16 protein-coding genes are annotated in these 16452 nt (G+C 71.3%); 1 reads left to right on the top strand and 15 read right to left on the bottom strand.

Annotated features, from left to right (window positions below; translation table 11 throughout):
- The first annotated feature begins 68 nt into the window (after positions 1-68).
- On the top strand, positions 69-791 hold the full coding sequence (locus tag ACH4SI_RS00425; RefSeq protein ID WP_398290925.1) for a hypothetical protein: 723 nt from the start codon (positions 69-71) through the stop codon (positions 789-791).
- A 189-nt stretch (positions 792-980) separates the two neighbouring features.
- Here ACH4SI_RS00425 and ACH4SI_RS00420 read toward each other — a convergent pair whose 3' ends face one another.
- The 15 genes from ACH4SI_RS00420 to ACH4SI_RS00350 form a co-directional block, all read right to left on the bottom strand.
- On the bottom strand, positions 981-2105 hold the full coding sequence (locus tag ACH4SI_RS00420) for an LLM class flavin-dependent oxidoreductase (protein ID WP_398290923.1): 1125 nt from the start codon (positions 2103-2105) through the stop codon (positions 981-983).
- A 13-nt stretch (positions 2106-2118) separates the two neighbouring features.
- The gene (locus ACH4SI_RS00415) at positions 2119-3222 is read right to left on the bottom strand and encodes an LLM class flavin-dependent oxidoreductase (RefSeq protein WP_398290921.1); all 1104 of its coding nucleotides are present in this window, start codon (positions 3220-3222) and stop codon (positions 2119-2121) included.
- Complete coding sequence (locus tag ACH4SI_RS00410) at positions 3219-4595, bottom strand: NtaA/DmoA family FMN-dependent monooxygenase (protein ID WP_398290919.1); 1377 nt, start codon at positions 4593-4595, stop codon at positions 3219-3221. The genes ACH4SI_RS00415 and ACH4SI_RS00410 overlap by 4 nt, the downstream gene beginning before the upstream one ends.
- A gap of 22 nt (positions 4596-4617) precedes the next feature.
- Positions 4618-5832: an LLM class flavin-dependent oxidoreductase gene (locus tag ACH4SI_RS00405; RefSeq protein ID WP_398290917.1), complete on the bottom strand. Its 1215-nt coding sequence runs from the start codon at positions 5830-5832 to the stop codon at positions 4618-4620.
- Between the two features lie 71 nt (positions 5833-5903).
- Positions 5904-6011, bottom strand: a complete 108-nt coding sequence (locus tag ACH4SI_RS00400; RefSeq protein WP_398290915.1) for a putative leader peptide — start codon at positions 6009-6011, stop codon at positions 5904-5906.
- A 196-nt stretch (positions 6012-6207) separates the two neighbouring features.
- Positions 6208-7608 carry an LLM class flavin-dependent oxidoreductase gene (locus ACH4SI_RS00395; RefSeq protein ID WP_398290913.1) on the bottom strand — a complete coding sequence of 467 codons (1401 nt, stop codon included), beginning with the start codon at positions 7606-7608 and terminating at the stop codon, positions 6208-6210.
- Positions 7605-8513 (bottom strand): carbohydrate ABC transporter permease, encoded by a 909-nt coding sequence (locus tag ACH4SI_RS00390; protein WP_398290911.1) that lies wholly within the window; start codon positions 8511-8513, stop codon positions 7605-7607. Before ACH4SI_RS00390 ends, ACH4SI_RS00395 begins: the two co-directional genes overlap by 4 nt.
- Positions 8510-9439 (bottom strand): carbohydrate ABC transporter permease, encoded by a 930-nt coding sequence (locus ACH4SI_RS00385; protein ID WP_398290909.1) that lies wholly within the window; start codon positions 9437-9439, stop codon positions 8510-8512. The genes ACH4SI_RS00390 and ACH4SI_RS00385 overlap by 4 nt, the downstream gene beginning before the upstream one ends.
- The gene (locus ACH4SI_RS00380; RefSeq protein ID WP_398290907.1) at positions 9436-10785 is read right to left on the bottom strand and encodes an ABC transporter substrate-binding protein; all 1350 of its coding nucleotides are present in this window, start codon (positions 10783-10785) and stop codon (positions 9436-9438) included. Before ACH4SI_RS00380 ends, ACH4SI_RS00385 begins: the two co-directional genes overlap by 4 nt.
- Positions 10786-10804: 19 nt before the next feature.
- Positions 10805-12001, bottom strand: a complete 1197-nt coding sequence (locus ACH4SI_RS00375) for an acyl-CoA dehydrogenase family protein (RefSeq protein WP_398290905.1) — start codon at positions 11999-12001, stop codon at positions 10805-10807.
- A gap of 12 nt (positions 12002-12013) precedes the next feature.
- A complete protein-coding gene (locus ACH4SI_RS00370) occupies positions 12014-13201 on the bottom strand; it encodes an SfnB family sulfur acquisition oxidoreductase (RefSeq protein WP_398290903.1) in 1188 nt (395 codons plus the stop codon).
- 351 nt (positions 13202-13552) lie between these two features.
- Positions 13553-13633 (bottom strand): putative leader peptide, encoded by an 81-nt coding sequence (locus ACH4SI_RS00365; RefSeq protein ID WP_398292281.1) that lies wholly within the window; start codon positions 13631-13633, stop codon positions 13553-13555.
- Positions 13634-13708: 75 nt separating this feature from the next.
- Positions 13709-14335: an ABC transporter ATP-binding protein gene (locus tag ACH4SI_RS00360; protein WP_398290901.1), complete on the bottom strand. Its 627-nt coding sequence runs from the start codon at positions 14333-14335 to the stop codon at positions 13709-13711.
- Complete coding sequence (locus ACH4SI_RS00355; protein WP_398290899.1) at positions 14269-14832, bottom strand: hypothetical protein; 564 nt, start codon at positions 14830-14832, stop codon at positions 14269-14271. The genes ACH4SI_RS00360 and ACH4SI_RS00355 overlap by 67 nt, the downstream gene beginning before the upstream one ends.
- Positions 14833-14905: 73 nt before the next feature.
- Entirely contained in the window at positions 14906-16336 is a 1431-nt protein-coding gene (locus ACH4SI_RS00350; RefSeq protein ID WP_398290897.1) for an FAD-binding oxidoreductase, read from the bottom strand.
- Positions 16337-16452: the final 116 nt, after the last annotated feature.

Genomic DNA, 16452 nt, shown 5'->3' with positions numbered 1-16452 from the left:
CCCGTCAAGGGCTCCGACAGAGGAATCTGCACAGCCTTGCGAACGGCCAGAGGCGCTCCCAGCTGCCGATGAGCGACCGGGACAAGGATGCGGAGATCCTGGCTCTCCGCCGCCAGATCACGGTGCTAGAACGTCAACTCGGCGGTGACCGAGTGCGGTTCGCTCCGGGCGACCGGGCGTTCCTGGCGGCCCTGCTGCACCGGTTGCCGTTGCCGGTTCTGCGGCGGGTGCGGCTGCTCGGACGTCCTGACACGGTGCTGCGCTGGCATCGCGACCTGCGTACCCAAGCGACGCGGACGCCCACGCACGATCCGATCCAGATCGACACCGTCCTCTTGCGGCGCTGGTTCGTGCTGTTCTTCATCGACCATGGCGCCCGCCGCGTGCACATCGCCGGCATCACTCGACAACCGACCGGCCCCTGGATCACCGAGCAAGCGCGGAACCACCTCATGGACCTGGGCGACCGCGCAGAGTCGATCAAGTTCCTCATCCGGGACCGCGGCGCCTACTTCACCGACAGCTTTGACGCCGTCTTCCAAGCGGCTGGCGCACGCGTCATCCCCACACTGCCCGCTGTGCCACGGGTGAACGCGATCGCCGAACGGCCAGGCCGACTCACCGAGTCCGAACCACTATCGCCACTGGCAAAACCCGCATCTCCCGACGCGATCGACTCAGCGGCCTCATCCACGAATATTCGCAGGTCGCATAGGGGTGACATAGATTCCGCCACGCACAGGCAAAGACTCCGGCCGGCGTTCTGCCGCCGTGCTGCCCTGCCCGGATGAGGCGGTGATCGCGTTCCAGCAGCGCGCCGGCCACCTCTCTCTCCCCGAGTTTCGGAGTCGCCAGGCACCAGGTGACGGGCATGCCCTCCGCTGTTGTGACCAGGTAGAGCCAACGCCGCGACCCGGCGGTGGGTCTTGCGTCGTGCGGCCCACCGCCGGTGGAGCGCCGGGCGCGGAGCCCGTTCCGGCTCATCTGCGGTGCCACTCCTGGGCGAGCAGTTCGTAGGAGCGCACCCGGTCGGCGTGGCGGTGGGTGATGGTGGTGATGAGCAGTTCGTCGGCCCCGGTGGCTTCCTGAAGCCGTTCGAGGTCATCGGCGACGCGCCCGGGCGAGCCGACGAACTGGGTGTCCACCCGGTCAGCGACCAGCTCCCGGTCCGCCTCGGTCCAGGAATGGGCGCGCGCCTCCTCGGGGGTGGGGAACGGGATGGCGCCCTCGGCGGTGCGAATGCTGCGCACCCACAGGCCGTAGCCCGTGGCGAGTTCGCGAGCGGCCGCGTCGTCCTCGGCGACGACGACGTCGGCGGAGACGCTGACGTAGGGCTTGTCGAGTACTTCGGACGGCTGGAACGAGGCACGGTACGCCTCAGCAGCCTCCAGGACGGTGGCCGGGCTGACGTGGTAATTGGCGGCGAAGCGCAGTCCGTTGCGCCCCGCGACCTGGGCGCTCTGTCCGCCGCTACTGCCCAGGATCCACACCTGCACATCGGCGCCCGCGCCGGGCGCCACATGTGCTTCGACGCCGTCCGAGGATCGGTACTCGCCCCGCAGCAGGGCGAGGATGTCGTCGATCTGCTCGCCGTAGTCCTGTGGCCGGGCGCCCGGCTGCTGGAGCAGCTGCCGCTGGAGTGCGATCCGGGGCGAATTGAGCAGCCGGTCGAAGGAGAACTTCGGCGGAATGCGCAGACCGTTGGGGGCGCGTCCGTCGGCGACGGGGGCCGTGACCGACGGGGACTCGGGGCGCTCGGCGGGACGTCCGCCCGAGCGGCCGAGGCCCAGGTCGAGCCGACCGGGATGGAGAGCGTCGATGAGACCGAACTCCTCGACGGTGGACAGCGCGGTGCGGTGGCCGAGCTGTACGGCGCCCGAACCGAGGCGGATGGTGGAGGTGGCGGACGCGGTCAGGGCCAGCAGGACGGCCGGTGAGGTCCCGGCCACGCCCGGGTTGAGGTGGTGTTCGGCGAACCAGTGGCGCGCGTAACCGAACCGTTCGGCCTGCTGGGCGAGATCGATGCTGTGGTGCAGCGCCTCCGCGGCGGTGGAGCCGGAGGAGATCGGGACGACGTCGAGGACGGCGAGGGGGATGCCGGACATGGTCGGGGTCTCCTCAGCGGTTGGCGGGCTCGGAGGCCGGCTCGGCGGAGGGCTCGGGCCCGGCGAGCACCGGCGCCCAGGCGAACGGCGGATCCGGGATGTCACGCCGTAGCACCGGCGCGATGTCGGACTGGAAGAGTTCGAGCGAGGCGCGGTGTTGGGCGTCGGTGAGCCCGTCCGCGTCCGCGTGCAGGTGCAGCACGGTGTGTCCGAACTCCTCGTGGTAGCGGTACACCTTCTCGATCACCTGCTGGGGGCTGCCGATCAGCGCGGAGCTGCGCTCGACGAAGTCCTCCAGGGTCGGGAACACCGGCTCCATGCCCATGCGTTTCTGAAGTGCGAGGCGGCCTTCGAACACCGGCCGGTAGGCGGCGATGGCCTCCTGTGAGGTGCGGGCGGCGTAGTATGCGGCGGTCCCCGCGCCGACCACGGCCCGGGCGGGGTCATGGCCATAGTGGGCCCACCGCTCCCGGTAGTGGCGGATCAGTTCGGCGTACGGCTCGATGGGACGGGTGACGTTGGCCGAGAACAGCGGGTCGCCGTAGCGGGCGGCGAGATCGACCGACTCCCGGCTGGTGGCACTGCCGTGCCAGACCCGGATGGGCCGCTGGAGGGGCCGCGGCCACACCTCGGCGTCGGTCAGCCCGGGACGGAAGCGCGGTGAGGCGGTCACCTTGTCCTGCCGCCAGATGCGGCGGAACAGCTCGTACGCTTCTGCGTTGCGGTCCCACTGGTCCTCGGAGGTGACGTGGAACAGCTCCCGCTGGGCGGTGCCGTTGCCCTTGCCGATGATCAGTTCGAGGCGGCCGGCGGACAGGTGGTCCAGCGTGGCGTAGTCCTCGTAGGCCCGCACCGGGTCGAGCAGGCTGAGGGTGGTCACCGCGGTGAACAGCCGGATCCGGGAGGTGAGCGCGGCGAGGTGGCTGAGCACGACGGGTGGTGAGGAGGAGATGAACGGCCGTTCGTGGCGTTCGCCGACGCCGAAGCCGTCGAAGCCGAGCTCCTCCGCCAGCAGCGCGTTGTCGATCACCTCGCGGAAGCGCTCATGTGTCGGCTTCTGTACGCCGGTCACCGGGTCCGGGGCGTGCACGATGAGGGTGATGGCCAGGAATTTCACGAGGCCGCCCGTTCCTCGTGCGCCTCAGTGTCGGGGTGGGCCAGGCCGAGGTGGTCGCGCAGGGTCGTGCCCTCGTACTCGGTGCGGAACACGCCGCGCTCCTGAAGCAGCGGGACGACGGTGTCGGCGAAGACGTCCAGCCCGCCCGGGGTGATGTGGGGGACGAGGATGAAGCCATCGCTGGCGTCGGCCTGGACGAGGGAGTTGATGGTCTCGGCGACCGTGGCCGGGGAGCCGATGAAGGTCTGGCGATTGCCGGTCTCGATGACGAGGTCCCGGATCGACCACTTGTTGGCCTGCGCCAGCTCCCGCCACTCCCGGGCGACGGCCAGCGGATCGCGGTACATCCGCACCTGGGCGCGGCCGCGGGCGATGGTGTGCTCGCCGGGGTCCGGGTCGATGTCGGGGAGCGGGCCGTCCGGGTCGTACGCGGACAGGTCACGGTTCCAGACGAACTCCAGATGCTTGATCGCGGTGGCGCCGCTGACCTGCTTGCGCCGCACCTCGTGGGCCAGCTCCTGTGCCTCGGCGTCGGTGTCGCCGAGGACGAAGGTGGCCGCGGGCAGGATCAGCAACTGGTCGTGGGTGCGGCCGTGGCGGGCGAGGCGGCTCTTGACGTCCGTGTAGAACGCCTGCCCTTCCTCGAGGGTTCCGTGCCGGCCGAAGATCGCGTCGGCGCCGGCCGCGGCGAACTCCCGGCCTTCGTCGGAGTCACCGGCCTGGAAGATCACCGGACGGCCCTGAGGACTGCGCGGGACGTTGAACCGCCCGGCGATGTCGAAGTGCTGTCCCTGGTGGGCGAAGGCTCCGGCCCGCGCGTCGTCAAGGAAGGTGCCGGATGCCTGGTCGGCGACGATCTCGTCACCACGCCAGGAGTCGAACAGTTCGGTGGCGGTCGCCAGGAACTCCTTGGCCCTGGAATAGCGCTCCTCCTGTGGGAGGAAACCACCGCGCCGGAAGTTCTCGCCGGTGAAGGCGTCCCACGAGGTGACGACGTTCCACGCGGCGCGCCCTCCCGACAGGTGGTCGAGGCTGGCGAACTGGCGGGCCACTTCGTACGGCTCGTTGAAGGTGGAGTTGATGGTGCCGGTCAGGCCGATGCGTTCGGTGACGGCTGCCAGTGCGGTGAGGACGGTGAAGGTATCCGGCCGCCCCACCACGTCCAAGTCGTAGATTTTTCCGCCCTGTTCGCGCAGGCGCAGCCCCTCGGCGAGGAACAGGAAGTCGAACTTGGCGCGCTCGGCGGTGCGCGCGAAGTGGGCGAACGAGCTGAACTCGATGTGGCTGCCGGCGCGCGGGTCGCTCCATACGGTGGTGTTGTTGACGCCGGGGAAGTGAGCGGCGAGATGGATCTGCTTGAGCGGCTTGCTCATGATCGGTGGTCCCTCCGGCTGCTCAGACGGTGGCGTAGCGGTTGGCGGGGCGCGCGAATCCCAGCAGCCCGCGCAGGGTGTCGGCCTCGTAGGCCGTGCGGAAGGCACCGCGGCGCTGGAGTTCGGGAACCAGCCCGCGGGTGATCGCCTCCAGGTCGTGGCCGATGACACCGGGGCGCAGCCGGAAGCCGGAGAGGCCGGCGCGCTGCCACTCCAGCAGCAGATCGGCGAGCTGCCCGGGGGTGCCCGTGAACACCTTCGCGTCACTGGTGTACGGGGAGCCCGCGAGGCCGTCCAGGCGCTCTCGGCGGCCGGCCGCCGCGCCGGGGGTGTCGTCCAGGAACACCACCAGGTCACCGAAGACGTGCAGGAGCTCCTCCGCGCGCCCCGCGTCGGCCTGCGCGGCGCGGATCTCGGCCACGACGGCCTCGGCCTGGCCGGTGTCGTGGGGGGTGATGTACCCGATGTCGGTGGAGCCGCCCACCAGCCGGTACGGCACGCTCTGGTGTGCCAGCGCGCTGACGACGGGCTGCCCCTGGGGCGGCCTGGGGGTGATCGAGGGGCCCTTGACGCTGAAGTGCCTGCCCTCGAAGTCGATGTAGTGCAGCTTGTCGCGGTCGATGAAGCGGCCGGTGGCGACGTCCCGGATCTCCGCGTCGTCCTCCCAGCTGTCCCACAGACGGCGTACCACCTCGACGTAGTCGGCGGCCTCCGCGAAGAGTTCGGCGGTCAGCTCCCGGGCGGCCGGAGTGTCCAGGTTCTCGGCGTCGAGGGGCGGGATCGTGCGGCGTCCGAAGTGTTCCGCCTCGTGCCGGCGCCTGGACACCCGGATCCGCAGTCCCGCGCGACCGCAGCTGACGTAATCCAAAGTAGCGATCGCCTTGGAGGTGTGGAACGGCTCGGTGTGCGTGGCGACGACGGTCGGCACCAGCCCGATGTGCCGGGTCAGCGGCGCGATCCGGGCGGCGGTGAGCACCGCGTCCAGCCGACCGCGGACCTGGTCGGTGCGGTCGTCGGGCTCGGTGCGGTGCGAGGACTGGAGCGCGAGCCCGTCTTCGAGGGTCACGAAGTCGAGCAGGCCGCGTTCGGACTCGGTGACGAGATCGGCCCAGTACGCGGCGGTGAACAGGTCCCGGGGCCGGGCCTGCGGTTCGCGCCATGCGGCCGGGTGCCAGCCGGCGCCGTCGAGCGCGACGGCGAGATGGAGCGGCGAAGGATGTGCAAGAGACGCGGACACGACAAGAAGTGCCTTCCTGATCGACCGTAGGGGACCGTCGGTCCGCTGTCAGGGCCGACGGGTGAAACGGATCAGGAACAACACAGGGCGGCGGCCACTCGCTGCAGATCGATGTGGGGCCGGGAGTACAGCCGGACACGGCGGCGGGGTGCGATGACCAGGACCCGCCGGCAGCTCACGTGCCGCACTCCCCTCACCTCCACCCCTCCTCGCCCGTCGGGACCCGAAGGTCCCGTCCGCAGCTCCGTCAAACGCTACGCAAGGCCGCGACGGCGCGCAATCGTGCGACCACGCGCATCCAGCCTGTCGGTTGCCAACTGCTGAGCCGGTCCGGACATTCCCTGAGAGGCTGAGGAGTTGGGGACATCCGGCCGCCTACGCATGACGTTCCCGGGCGGCGCGTTCGCGGTGCCGGGCGGCGGGATGGTCCGCGGGGACTTTGGCACTCCCCCGGCCGCCCACGTGCTCGCGCAGCGTCGCGCCGTCGTAGGCGTACGGTACGCGGCCACGTGCCTGCAGTTCGGGGACCACCAGGTCGACGAAGTCGGTGAAGGTGCCGGGGGTGATGGCGTACGCGAGGTTGAAGCCGTCGATGTCGGCCTCCTCGACCCAGCGCTCGAGTTCGTCGGCGACCGTTTCGGGCGAGCCGACGACGACCGGGCCGATACCGCCGATGCCCAGGTAGCGGGCGACCTGCTCGGGGGTCCACTCACGCGAGGGGTCAGCGGTGGAGAATATCGCCAGGGCCGAGCGGACGGCGTCGGTGTCGACGTACTCCAGCGGCTCGTGCGGGGCGAGTTCGGACAGGTCCAGTCCGCTCCAGCCGCCGTAGAGGGCGAGCGCGCCCTCGTAGGAGGCGTACGAGATCAGGTCGGCGTACTTGGCCCGGGCCTCCTCGTCGGTGGGTGCCGTGATCGCGGTCAGCAGGATGTAGATCTTCACGCCGTACGGGTCCCGGCCCTCGGCCTCCGCCTTGGCCCGGATGTCGTCCACGACGCGGCGCGTGGCCTGGGGGCTGACCGCGTTGATGAAGACACCCTCCCCGTGCCGGGCGGCGAAGGCCCGCCCGCGCGGTGAGGCACCCGCCTGGAAGATGACCGGGGTGCGCTGTGGCGAGGGTTCGCTGAGGAAGACCCCGGGCACGGAGAAGTACCTGCCCTTGTGGGCGATGTCGCGGATGCGGCCGGGCTCGGTGTAGACGCCGCGCTCGCGGTCGCGGACCACCGCGTCGTCGTCCCAGGAGTACTCCCAGAGCGCGTAGCAGACCTCCAGGAACTCCTCGGCCATCTCATACCGTTCGTCATGGCCGATCTGCTGGTCCAGCCCGAGATTGCGGGCCGCGCTGGCCAGGTAGGAGGTGACGACGTTCCAGGCCACCCGCCCCTTGGTGAGGTGGTCCAGGGAGCTCAGGGTGCGGGCGAGCTTGTAGGGCTGCTCGTAGGTGAGCGAGACGGTGATGCCGAAGCCCAGGTGCTGGGTCACGGCCGCCATCGCCGAGACCGCGGGCAGTGGGTCGGACAGCGGGATTTGCGCGCCCTGGCGGACGGCGGCGTCGCGTGAGCCCTGGTAGACGTCGTACACGCCGAGCACGTCGGCGATGAAGAGCGAGTCGAAGCCGCCGCGCTCCAGGAGCCGGGCGAGATCGGTCCAGTAGGCGAGGTCGGTGTAGCGGTGGGCCTGGTCGTCGGGGTGGCGCCACAGCCCGGGCGACTGATGGCCGACGCAGGCCATGTCGAAGGCGTTCAGATGGATACGGCGAACGGACGGACGGGTCATTTGACGGCTCCGGCGGAGAGGCCGGACACCAGCCGGCGCTGGGCGGCCACGGCGAGGACGTACACGGGCGCGATACCGACGAGGGAGACGACGGCCTGCTGGCCGAACTGCACCGACTTGTCGCCCTGGAAGAGCGAGAGCGCCACCGGCAGGGTCTGCGAACCGCTGTCCTGGGCGAAGCTGAGCGCGAAGAGGAACTCGTTGTAGCTGAGGAAGAAGCAGATCAGCGCGGCGGCCGCGACGCCGGGCCCGATCAGCGGCAGCACGATGCGGCGCAGGGCGGCCCAGGTGCCGAGCCCGTCGAGCCAGGCCGCCTCCTCGATGTCCTGGGGCACCGCGCGGACGAAGCCGTCGAGCAGCCAGATGGCGACGGGCACGTTGGCGAGCCCGTCCACGAGTATCAACCCGCTGACGGTGTTGTTCAGCCCCACTTCCCGCAGCAGGAAGAAGAGCGGGAGGATGGCCACCACCGGGGGCGCGCAGTAGCTGGAGAGGATCACGGAGGCCAGCCGCGCCCCGCGGCGTCCGGCGCGCGCGGTGAAGTAGGCGCCGGGAACCGCGATCAGCAGGGTCAGGACGATCGAACCGGCCGCGACCGCCCAGGAGTTGGCGATGTAGCGGCCGAGACCGAGGGCGTGGAAGGCGTCGGGCCAGTTCTGCCAGAACAGATGCGAGGGCAGCAGGCCGCCGTTGAGCACATCGTCCCTGGAGCGCACGGACAGCGAGATCACGTACAGCACCGGGACCATCGTGGCGACGGCGATGAGCGCCAGCAGCGCGGTGGCCGGGGCTCCGCGGCGGCGGGCGCGGCGCCGGCCGGGGCGCGGCACGGCAGGGGCCGGCTCGGAGCCGGTCGGCGCCGGCCCCGGTGTCGCGGTCTCGCGGGCGAGTTGGGCCGTGGTCATGCGGCCACCTCCTGACGGCGTGTGCGGCGCAGCGCGACGAGGCCGGTGACCACGCCGATGAGCAGGGAGAAGAACACCGTCGCGGCGGCGGCGCCACCGACGTCGAAGTCCTGCAGGGCGGTGCGCTGGATGTCGTACGTGCTGGTCGTGGTGGAGAAACCGGGACCGCCCGAGGTGACGACGTACACGATGTCGAACACCTTGAACCCGATCACGAGCTTCAGCGTCAGCACGGAGAGCAGGGTCGGCTCGATGTACGGCAGCACCACGGAGCGGACGGTCCGCCACCACCCCGCCCCGTCCAGAGCGGCGGCCTCGCGCAGCTCGTCCGGGACGCCGAGCAGGGCGGCGTACGTCAACAGCATGACGAACGGCGTCCACTGCCAGGTGTCGATGATGACCAGGGTGACGAACGCGCTGGTGCTGCCGCCGAGCGGGTTGACGCCGGGCAGGCCGAGGCCGTGCAGCGCTCCATTGAGGGCGCCGCCGACCGGCGCGAGCAGCAGTTTCCAGGCCACGCCGACCATGACGGGCGGGGTGACCATCGGCAGCAGCAGAAGGGCGCCGAGGGTACCGGGGTGCCGGGCCCGCGCCCGCAGCAGCAGCGCGAGCGCGACGCCCAGCACCATCTGTACGGCTGCGGCGGCCACCGCGAAGAGCGCCGACCGCCACAGCGAGCCGGTGAAGGACTCGCTCTCCAGCGCGGTGCGGAAGTTGTCGAAGCCGGTCCACCGCTGGAGCGGCTGGGCGAGGGTGGAACTGCTGAACGCCAGGCCGAGCAGATAGACCAGCGGATACCCGGCGAAGATCACCAGGAAGAGCACGGACGGTACGGCGAGGATGCCGGGGACGCGGGTGCCCGGTGCCGATGCAGGCCGAAGCCGGCGGAAGGTCTCCTTCGCGGCGTGTCCTGCGGGAGGGGTCATCCCGTGCCGCCCTTCAGCTGCTCGGCCCAGGAAGCCTGGGTCTTCTCCAGTGCCGTCTTCGCGCTCTGCTTGCCCTGAAGGCCGAGGGCTAGTTCGTCGACGAGGCTCTGCAGCAGTTGCGGCGCCTTCGGCACGGTCGGCCACGGGAGCGGGTCTCCGGCCAGGCCGGTGCGCACCACGTCGTACGAGTCGGGGGATGCCTTCTTGAACGCGTCGGCGTCGAGGGTGCTGGTGCGGATCGGGTCGGCGCCCGCGTCGTTCTTGCCGAGCACGAGGAGGTTCTGCTTGGCCGCCGTGGCCCACTTGATGAAGGCGGCCGCGGCCTCCTTCTGCTTCGACGCCTTGGAGATCGCGAGCCCGAACCCCGCGTCGAGCGAGGTGCGCGGCTTGGTGTTGTCACCGCCGACGGGCAGGGTGGTGACGCCCCATTTCCCGGCGACCTTGGACTGCTTGGGGTCCTCGGCGCGCTTGGCGAAGTCGGTCCAGAAGTCCAGCATGGCGCCCTTGCCGTCCAGGAAGGCGGGCAGGGCCTGGTCGAAGCCGATCTGCAGGGGGGTGGGCAGGGCGTCGGGCGCGGCGGCGAAGAGGGCCTCGGCGGCGGCGAGGGCCTCGGGGGTGTCCAGGGTGGGGTGGCCGGAGACTCCCTTGTCCAGGAAGGTGCCGCCGTATCCGGCGAGGCGGTTGGCGAAGGCGCAGCCGAGGATGACCGGGACCTGCTGTGCCTCGATGATGGCACCGTAGTACGCGCCTTTGGCGTCGCGGGTGATCTTCTTGGCGGCCTCGTTGTAGTCGTTCCAGGTCTTGGGGGGCTCGACCTTGTGCCGCTCGAAGATCTCGGTGTTGTAGTAGAGGATGTGGGTGTCCCCGTCGTACGGCAGTCCCCAGCGCTTGCCGTCGTAGCGGGTGTACGCGTCGTAGAGCGAGGGCAGGAAGTCGGCCTCGTCGATGTCCTTGTGGGCCTTGATGTACGCGGTCAGGTCCTCGATGACACCGCCCTGCGCGAGGGTGCCGACGGCGGCGTACCAGTACATGAAGACGTCGAACTGGCCCGCTCCGGACTGGACGTCGAGGATGGCCTTCGAGGTGAGCTTGTCGTACGGGACCGGTGTGACCTTGAGCTTGGCGCCGGTGGCTTCCTCGAAGGGTTTCCTGAGGTACTGGAACGACAGGGCGTTGGGCTGGTTGGCGAGGATCTTCAGGGTGACGCCGTCCAGGTCGGGCTTGGCGTTCGGGTCCAGGCCGGAACCTTCCGCGGAACCGCAGGCGGCGAGGAGGGGGCCGGCCGCGGCGAGGGTGGCGGCGCCGGTGGTGGCGCGGAGGAGCTGTCTGCGGGAGAGCGGTGACATGGGAGGTTCTCCTGGCGTGTTACGTGTACAGGGTGAACGGGGGGTGGGTGCCGTTGAGGAAGTGGTCGCCGACCTCGCGGAGCTTGTAGGCGACGGGGTCGTGCAGGGTGTGGGTGCGGGCGTTGCGCCAGAATCGGTCGAAGCCGTACGCGCTGGCGGTGGAGCGGGCACCGGTGACCTCGAGGATCCGGGCGGTGATGTCGAGGGCCGCCTTGGTGGCGGCGACCTTGGCGGTGGCGACGGTGGCGGCGATCTCGCCGCGCTCGTGCCCGGTCAGCTCGTGGCCGCGGTCCAGCCCGCGCTGGACGGCCTCGGCGGCCTGGTCGGCCAGGGCACGGGCGCCACGGGCGGCCACCGCGAGTTCGCCGTAGGTGGCGAGCACGTACGGGTCCTGGGTGGCCGACTCCACCCCGGACAGCAACCAGGGCCGGGTGGTGGTGCGGGTGTAGTCGCTCGCTGCGGCCAGCGCCCCCTCGGCGATGCCGACGTAGAAGTGGACGAACACCGCCTGGATGGCCGGGGTCACCAGGGTGGCGAAGGGAGACAGCGCCCCGTCGTCCTGGGAGAGGGAGCCGAGGATGTCACCGGCCGCGACCGGCACGTCGGCGAACTCCACGCTGCCGCTGGCCGAGAGCCGCTGCCCGAAGTTGTCCCAGTCGTCGTTGCGTACCACCCCTGGGTGGGCCGGGTCGACCAGGACGACCACGGGCTCCCCCGTGTCCGTACGGGTGGCTCCCGCCACCAGCCGGTCGGCGACCCGGGCGCCGGTGGCGAAGCTCTTGCGCCCGTCGAGCCGGAAGCCGTCCCCGTCAGGGGTGAGGACGACGTCGGGGTCGCGGGGGTTGAAGGCGCCGCCCCACAGCCACCGGCCCTCGGCCGCGGCACGCTCGACGCGCTCGGTGTGGGCGGCGTCGCCGAAGAAGCGGACGTTCCAGGAGAGGAGGTAGTGGTAGCCGATGAGCTGGCCGATCGAGCCGTCCGCGGCGGCGATCTCGCGGATGACGGCGTAGGCGGTGCGCCAGTCCGCTCCCCCGCCGCCGCGCCCGGTGGGGATGAGGAGGGTGAGCAGCCCGGCCTCACGGAGGCGGTCGGCCTCGTCGAAGGGCGGCTGGTTGGCCTGGTCGCGGGCTACGGCGTCGGTGGCGAGATCGGCGGCGACCGCGCGGGCGGTGGCCACCCATTCGTCGTGCGTGGTGGGTGGTGCGAGTGTGGTCATGGGCGTGGTTCCTCAGACGATGCCGTTGGCGGGCGGGTTGACGCCGTTGAGGGCGTGGTTCCCGAGGTGCTGGATCTTCCAGCGGCGCGGGTCGTGCAGCGTGTGGGTGCGGGCGTTGCGCCAGTGCCGGTCGAGGTTGCGGCCGCGCAGCGCGGACCGGGTGCCGATGAGGGCGAAGATGTCGCTGGAGACGGTGACGGCCGCCGTGTCGGCCTGGGCCCGGGCGGCGGTGACCGCGACCGACGCCTCCGCGGCCAGCCGCTCGTCGGCGGGCGCGCGGCGGGCCTCGTCGATGGCGGCGCCGGAGCGGTCGAGCAGCGCCTCGGCGGCCCGTACGAGCAGGGCGAGTTCGCCGAACTTCTGGATCACCAGTGGCTCCTCGCTCGCCCGGTCGGCCCCCGACTCCCCCCAGGGCCGGGCGATGTCACGGATCAGCTGCCCGCCCTCCTCCAGCGCCGCGCGGGCGATGCCGGTGTCGACGGCCGCGTGGATGAACTGGCCGAAGGCGCCGAACACTTCGGGCCGTTCGAAGGTGAGGTGATGCGGCACCACCCGGTCCTCGGGGACGTACACGTCCTCGAGCCGTACGGTTCCGCTGGCGGTGGTGCGCTGGCCGATACCGTCCCAGTCGTCGACGACGGTGACGCCGGGTGCGTCGTGCGGGAGGAACACGGCGGTGAGGCGGTCGTCGGGGCCGAGGGCGAAGACCGGGATCCAGTGGGCGAACAGCGCACCGGTGGCATAGTGCTTGACGCCGGTCAGCCGGTGGCCGCTTCCGGTGGGGTCCGGTACGAGCCGGGTGGCGAACTCCAGGGCGTGCTGGGTGCCCTTCTCGGCGAGGGCATTGCCGAACCTCCGCCCGGCCAGCAGCTCGGCGTAGAAGAAGTCGCGCTGCCCGGGCGTCCCGTTCTCCTTCAGCACGTCCACGAAGAAGAAGTGGTTCTGCGGGATCTGCCCGATACTCGCGTCGGCGGCCGACAGCAGGCGGATGACTTCGCCGAGGGTGCGGGCGCCGGCCTCGGCACCGCCATGGGCGCGGGGCACGGTGATGCCCAGCAGCCCGGACTGGGAGAGCTGGTCGAGTTCGGCGTGCGGGAGGACGCGCTCGGCGTCGCGCAGCGCGGACCCGCGGGCGAAGGTGTCGGCCAGCTCGGCGGCGACGGCGATCGCCTCCGCCTCGCTCGTGATCACGTGGGTCATCAGGAACTCCCGGCCCCGATGAAGGGGACCTGGGCGGCGGGCCGGTCGTCGGTGCGGGGCGTGGCGGAGGTGCTTCCGGAGAGGGACAGGACGGTGGCCATGCGGGCCCCTTCCAGGGTGAGGGACAGGCTTCGGCGGCCGCCGTCCCCGCACCGCCGCACGGACGGCGGGAGGGGATGTCGGCGGCGCGGAGACGGGAGGCGTCGCGGCAGAACTGGACGCGCCGGGATCACGGCAACGGGATGCCCGGGAGTGGGAGGTCAGGAAGGGGTGCGGTGATGGGGCAGCACCTGATCAAGGACCTGGGCCGGGGAAAGCGCTCCCGGGAAGGAAAGTTTTCCGGGGACTTGTTCAGACCCGGCGGCAACAGGTCGCGCTGGAGACGCGCGCGAGGTCGACGTGGCGCCGACGCGTGAACTCCTGTCGCTTCATGGCACCGATGGAACCAGTGGCAATCCAGATGGTCAACCATGTGCGTGTGTGATTCCACATCCCGGGACGGCCTGCTCAGGACGGCTCCCGCAGCCGTCGGCCCGGCAGCGAGGCCAGCAGCTCGCGCGTATACGGGTGACCCGGGGACGTGAAGACCTCCTCCACCTCGCCGCGCTCCACCACCTGTCCGTCCTTGAACACCAGGACGCGGTCGGTGAGGTGGCGCACGACGCCGAGGTCATGGGAGATGAACAGCAGGGACGTGCCCAGCTCGGACCGGAGATCCGCGATCAGGTCGAGCACCTGGGCCTGGATGAGGACATCCAGGGCGGACAGCGGCTCGTCGCACACGATGATCTCCGGCTCGGCGATCAGCGCCCGCGCGATCGCCACGCGCTGGCGCTGCCCGCCGGAGAGCGAGCGGGGGCGCCGCGTGAGGTGATCGGCCGTCAGGCCGACGCGTTCCAGGGCCTTGGCGGCGAGGTCGCGCCGCTGGGAGCGGGAGGGAGAGGGCCCCGGCCGGTGGATGTTCTCCTCCAGCACCTGGCCCACCGTCCAGCGAGGGTCGAAGGAGCTCAGCGGATCCTGCGGCACGTACTGGACCAGTCGGCGCGAGGCCCTGCGCTCCCGCTCGGTCAGCGCGCTCCACGGGCCGTCGTGCAGCCGCACCTCGCCGGAGTCGGGGCGGGTGAGCGCGAGCACGATGTCGGCGCAGGTCGTCTTGCCCGAGCCGGACTCGCCGACGATGCCCGCGCGAGGGCGTCGACATCGAGGCCGTCGGGACCGGTGGCGACCGGCAGGTACTCCACGTGGAAACGGCCGAGGACGCGCAGCGCGAGGGGGTAGACGGGGTCCTCGACGGCGACCAGGTCCCCGGGGTCGAGCAGCGCGTCGAAGACGAGCGACAGCGAGTGCAGCGCCCCGTTGGTGACGAACACCCGGTCCGCGCCGACCCCTTCGTGGTGGCCGATCCACTCGCGCAGCTCCGGGGTCCCCTCCGCACCGGAGTACTGGAACGCACCGGCCGCCGACGGGCCGCCGAGCACACCGGCGGCGGCCTCGGCCAGCTCCTTGACGGGCAGGGCCACGTCGGCGGGGGTGCCGCTGGTGAGCGGGAGGAAGCCGGGAACTCCGGTCGGCGGAGGGGTGCCGAACCCGCCCAGGGCGGTGGTGTCGGCGCCGCGGCGGGAGAGGGGCATGAGAGGTCTCCTGGTGAGGGGGTTACGGGACGAAGCGGGCGGGCGAGGCATCCGCGGCGATCAGCGTCCTGGGCTAGATGGCCTTGCCGGGGTTGAGAATGCCGTTGGGGTCGAACACGGCCTTGATGCTCCGCTGGAGCGCGAGCCCGGCTGCCCCGAGCTCGTCCTCCAGCCAACGGCGCTTCGTGGCGCCCACCCCGTGCTCGCCGGTGACCGTGCCGCCCAGGGCCAGCGCTCCGCGCACCAACTCGTCTTCGGCGACGTCGAGTTCGGGCGGTGAAGGGGCGCCGGGGTCGGTGCCTTCGGGCACGGGCCGCGAGAGCACGGGGTGGAGGTTGCCGTCGGCCGCGTGCGCGACGGCGGCGAAGTCCAGCGCGTGACGCCGCCCGATCCGCTCCAGTTCCTCGTACATGTCCGCCACCCGGGACTTGGGCACGGCCACGTCCTCGCCGACCGACCACACCGGGCGGATCCGGCCGCGCCCGGAGCGGCGCAGCTCCCACAGCCGCTCGGACTCCCGCTCGTCGGTCACCAGGTGTGCGTCCCCGCCCGCGCGGCGCAGCGCCGTGACGACATCGGCGGCCTCGGCCGCGGCGGCGTGTCCGTCCGTCCGCACCAGCAGCAGCACCTCGCCGCCGTCGGTCAGCCGGGAGCCGCTGTACTCGTCGATGTTGCGGAGACTGGCGTTGTCGATGAGCTCGGCGACCGCCGGAACGACGCCCGCCCGCGAAATTTCCCGCACGCCGCCCGACGCCGCCTGTACGGACGGGTAGTACGCGCTGACCGTGGCCGTGGCGACAGGGAGCGGACGCAGGCGCACGGTCACGCCGACGATCACGCCGAGGACGCCCTCCGAGCCGACGAACAGTGCCGTCAGGTCCAGGCCCGTGACGCCTTTGACGCTGCGGTGGCCGCGCAGGGCGGTTCCGTCGGCGAGGACGACATCGAGGGCGAGCACCGAATCGCGGGTGACCCCGTACTTCGCGCAGCGCAGCCCGCCCGCGTTGGTCGCGATGTTTCCACCGATCGTGGAGATGGCGTCGCTGGCCGGGTCGGGGGCGAAGTACAGCCGGTGCTCGGCGAGCGCCTTGTTGAGATCGGCGTTGATCACCCCTGGCTGGACGACGGCGACCTCGTCCTCGGGCGAGATCTCCACGATGCGGTCCAGCCGTTCGGTGCTGAGCACCACACATCCGTCGACGGCGGACGCCCCGCCCGACAGCCCCGTACCGGCGCCGCGGGTGACGACGGGGACGCGGTGACGGTGGGCGAGCCGGAGGACGGCCGCGACTCCGTCCGCGTCGGCGGGGCGTACGACGGCGAGCGCGCGGACATCGGTCCGCGCCGTCTCGCCCCCGGAGCGATCGTGGAGGTAGTGCAGGGCGCGCTGCCCGTCGACGAGCGACGCGCCGTCCTCGGCGAGAACGTCACCGAGATCCCGGAGAAACGCGCGCTCGGTCGCTTCGGCGGCGGCGCGGAGCACAGGTGCCTGATGAGTCGTCACGCTAACTCTCTCATGGGCCTCATGACCTCACCGGCGCACATCGGGCACTCGTCGGCACTCGGATCGACGTGGGGGGGGTGAGGACGGGGACGACAGGGCCACCGCTCACAGCACGG

It is taken from the genome of Streptomyces sp. NPDC021212 (genome assembly GCF_044332925.1).
Taxonomy (GTDB): Bacteria; Actinomycetota; Actinomycetes; order Streptomycetales; family Streptomycetaceae; genus Streptomyces.
Note: the sequence above shows the minus strand (reverse complement) of the source record. Positions and strands in the feature narration are given on the sequence as shown.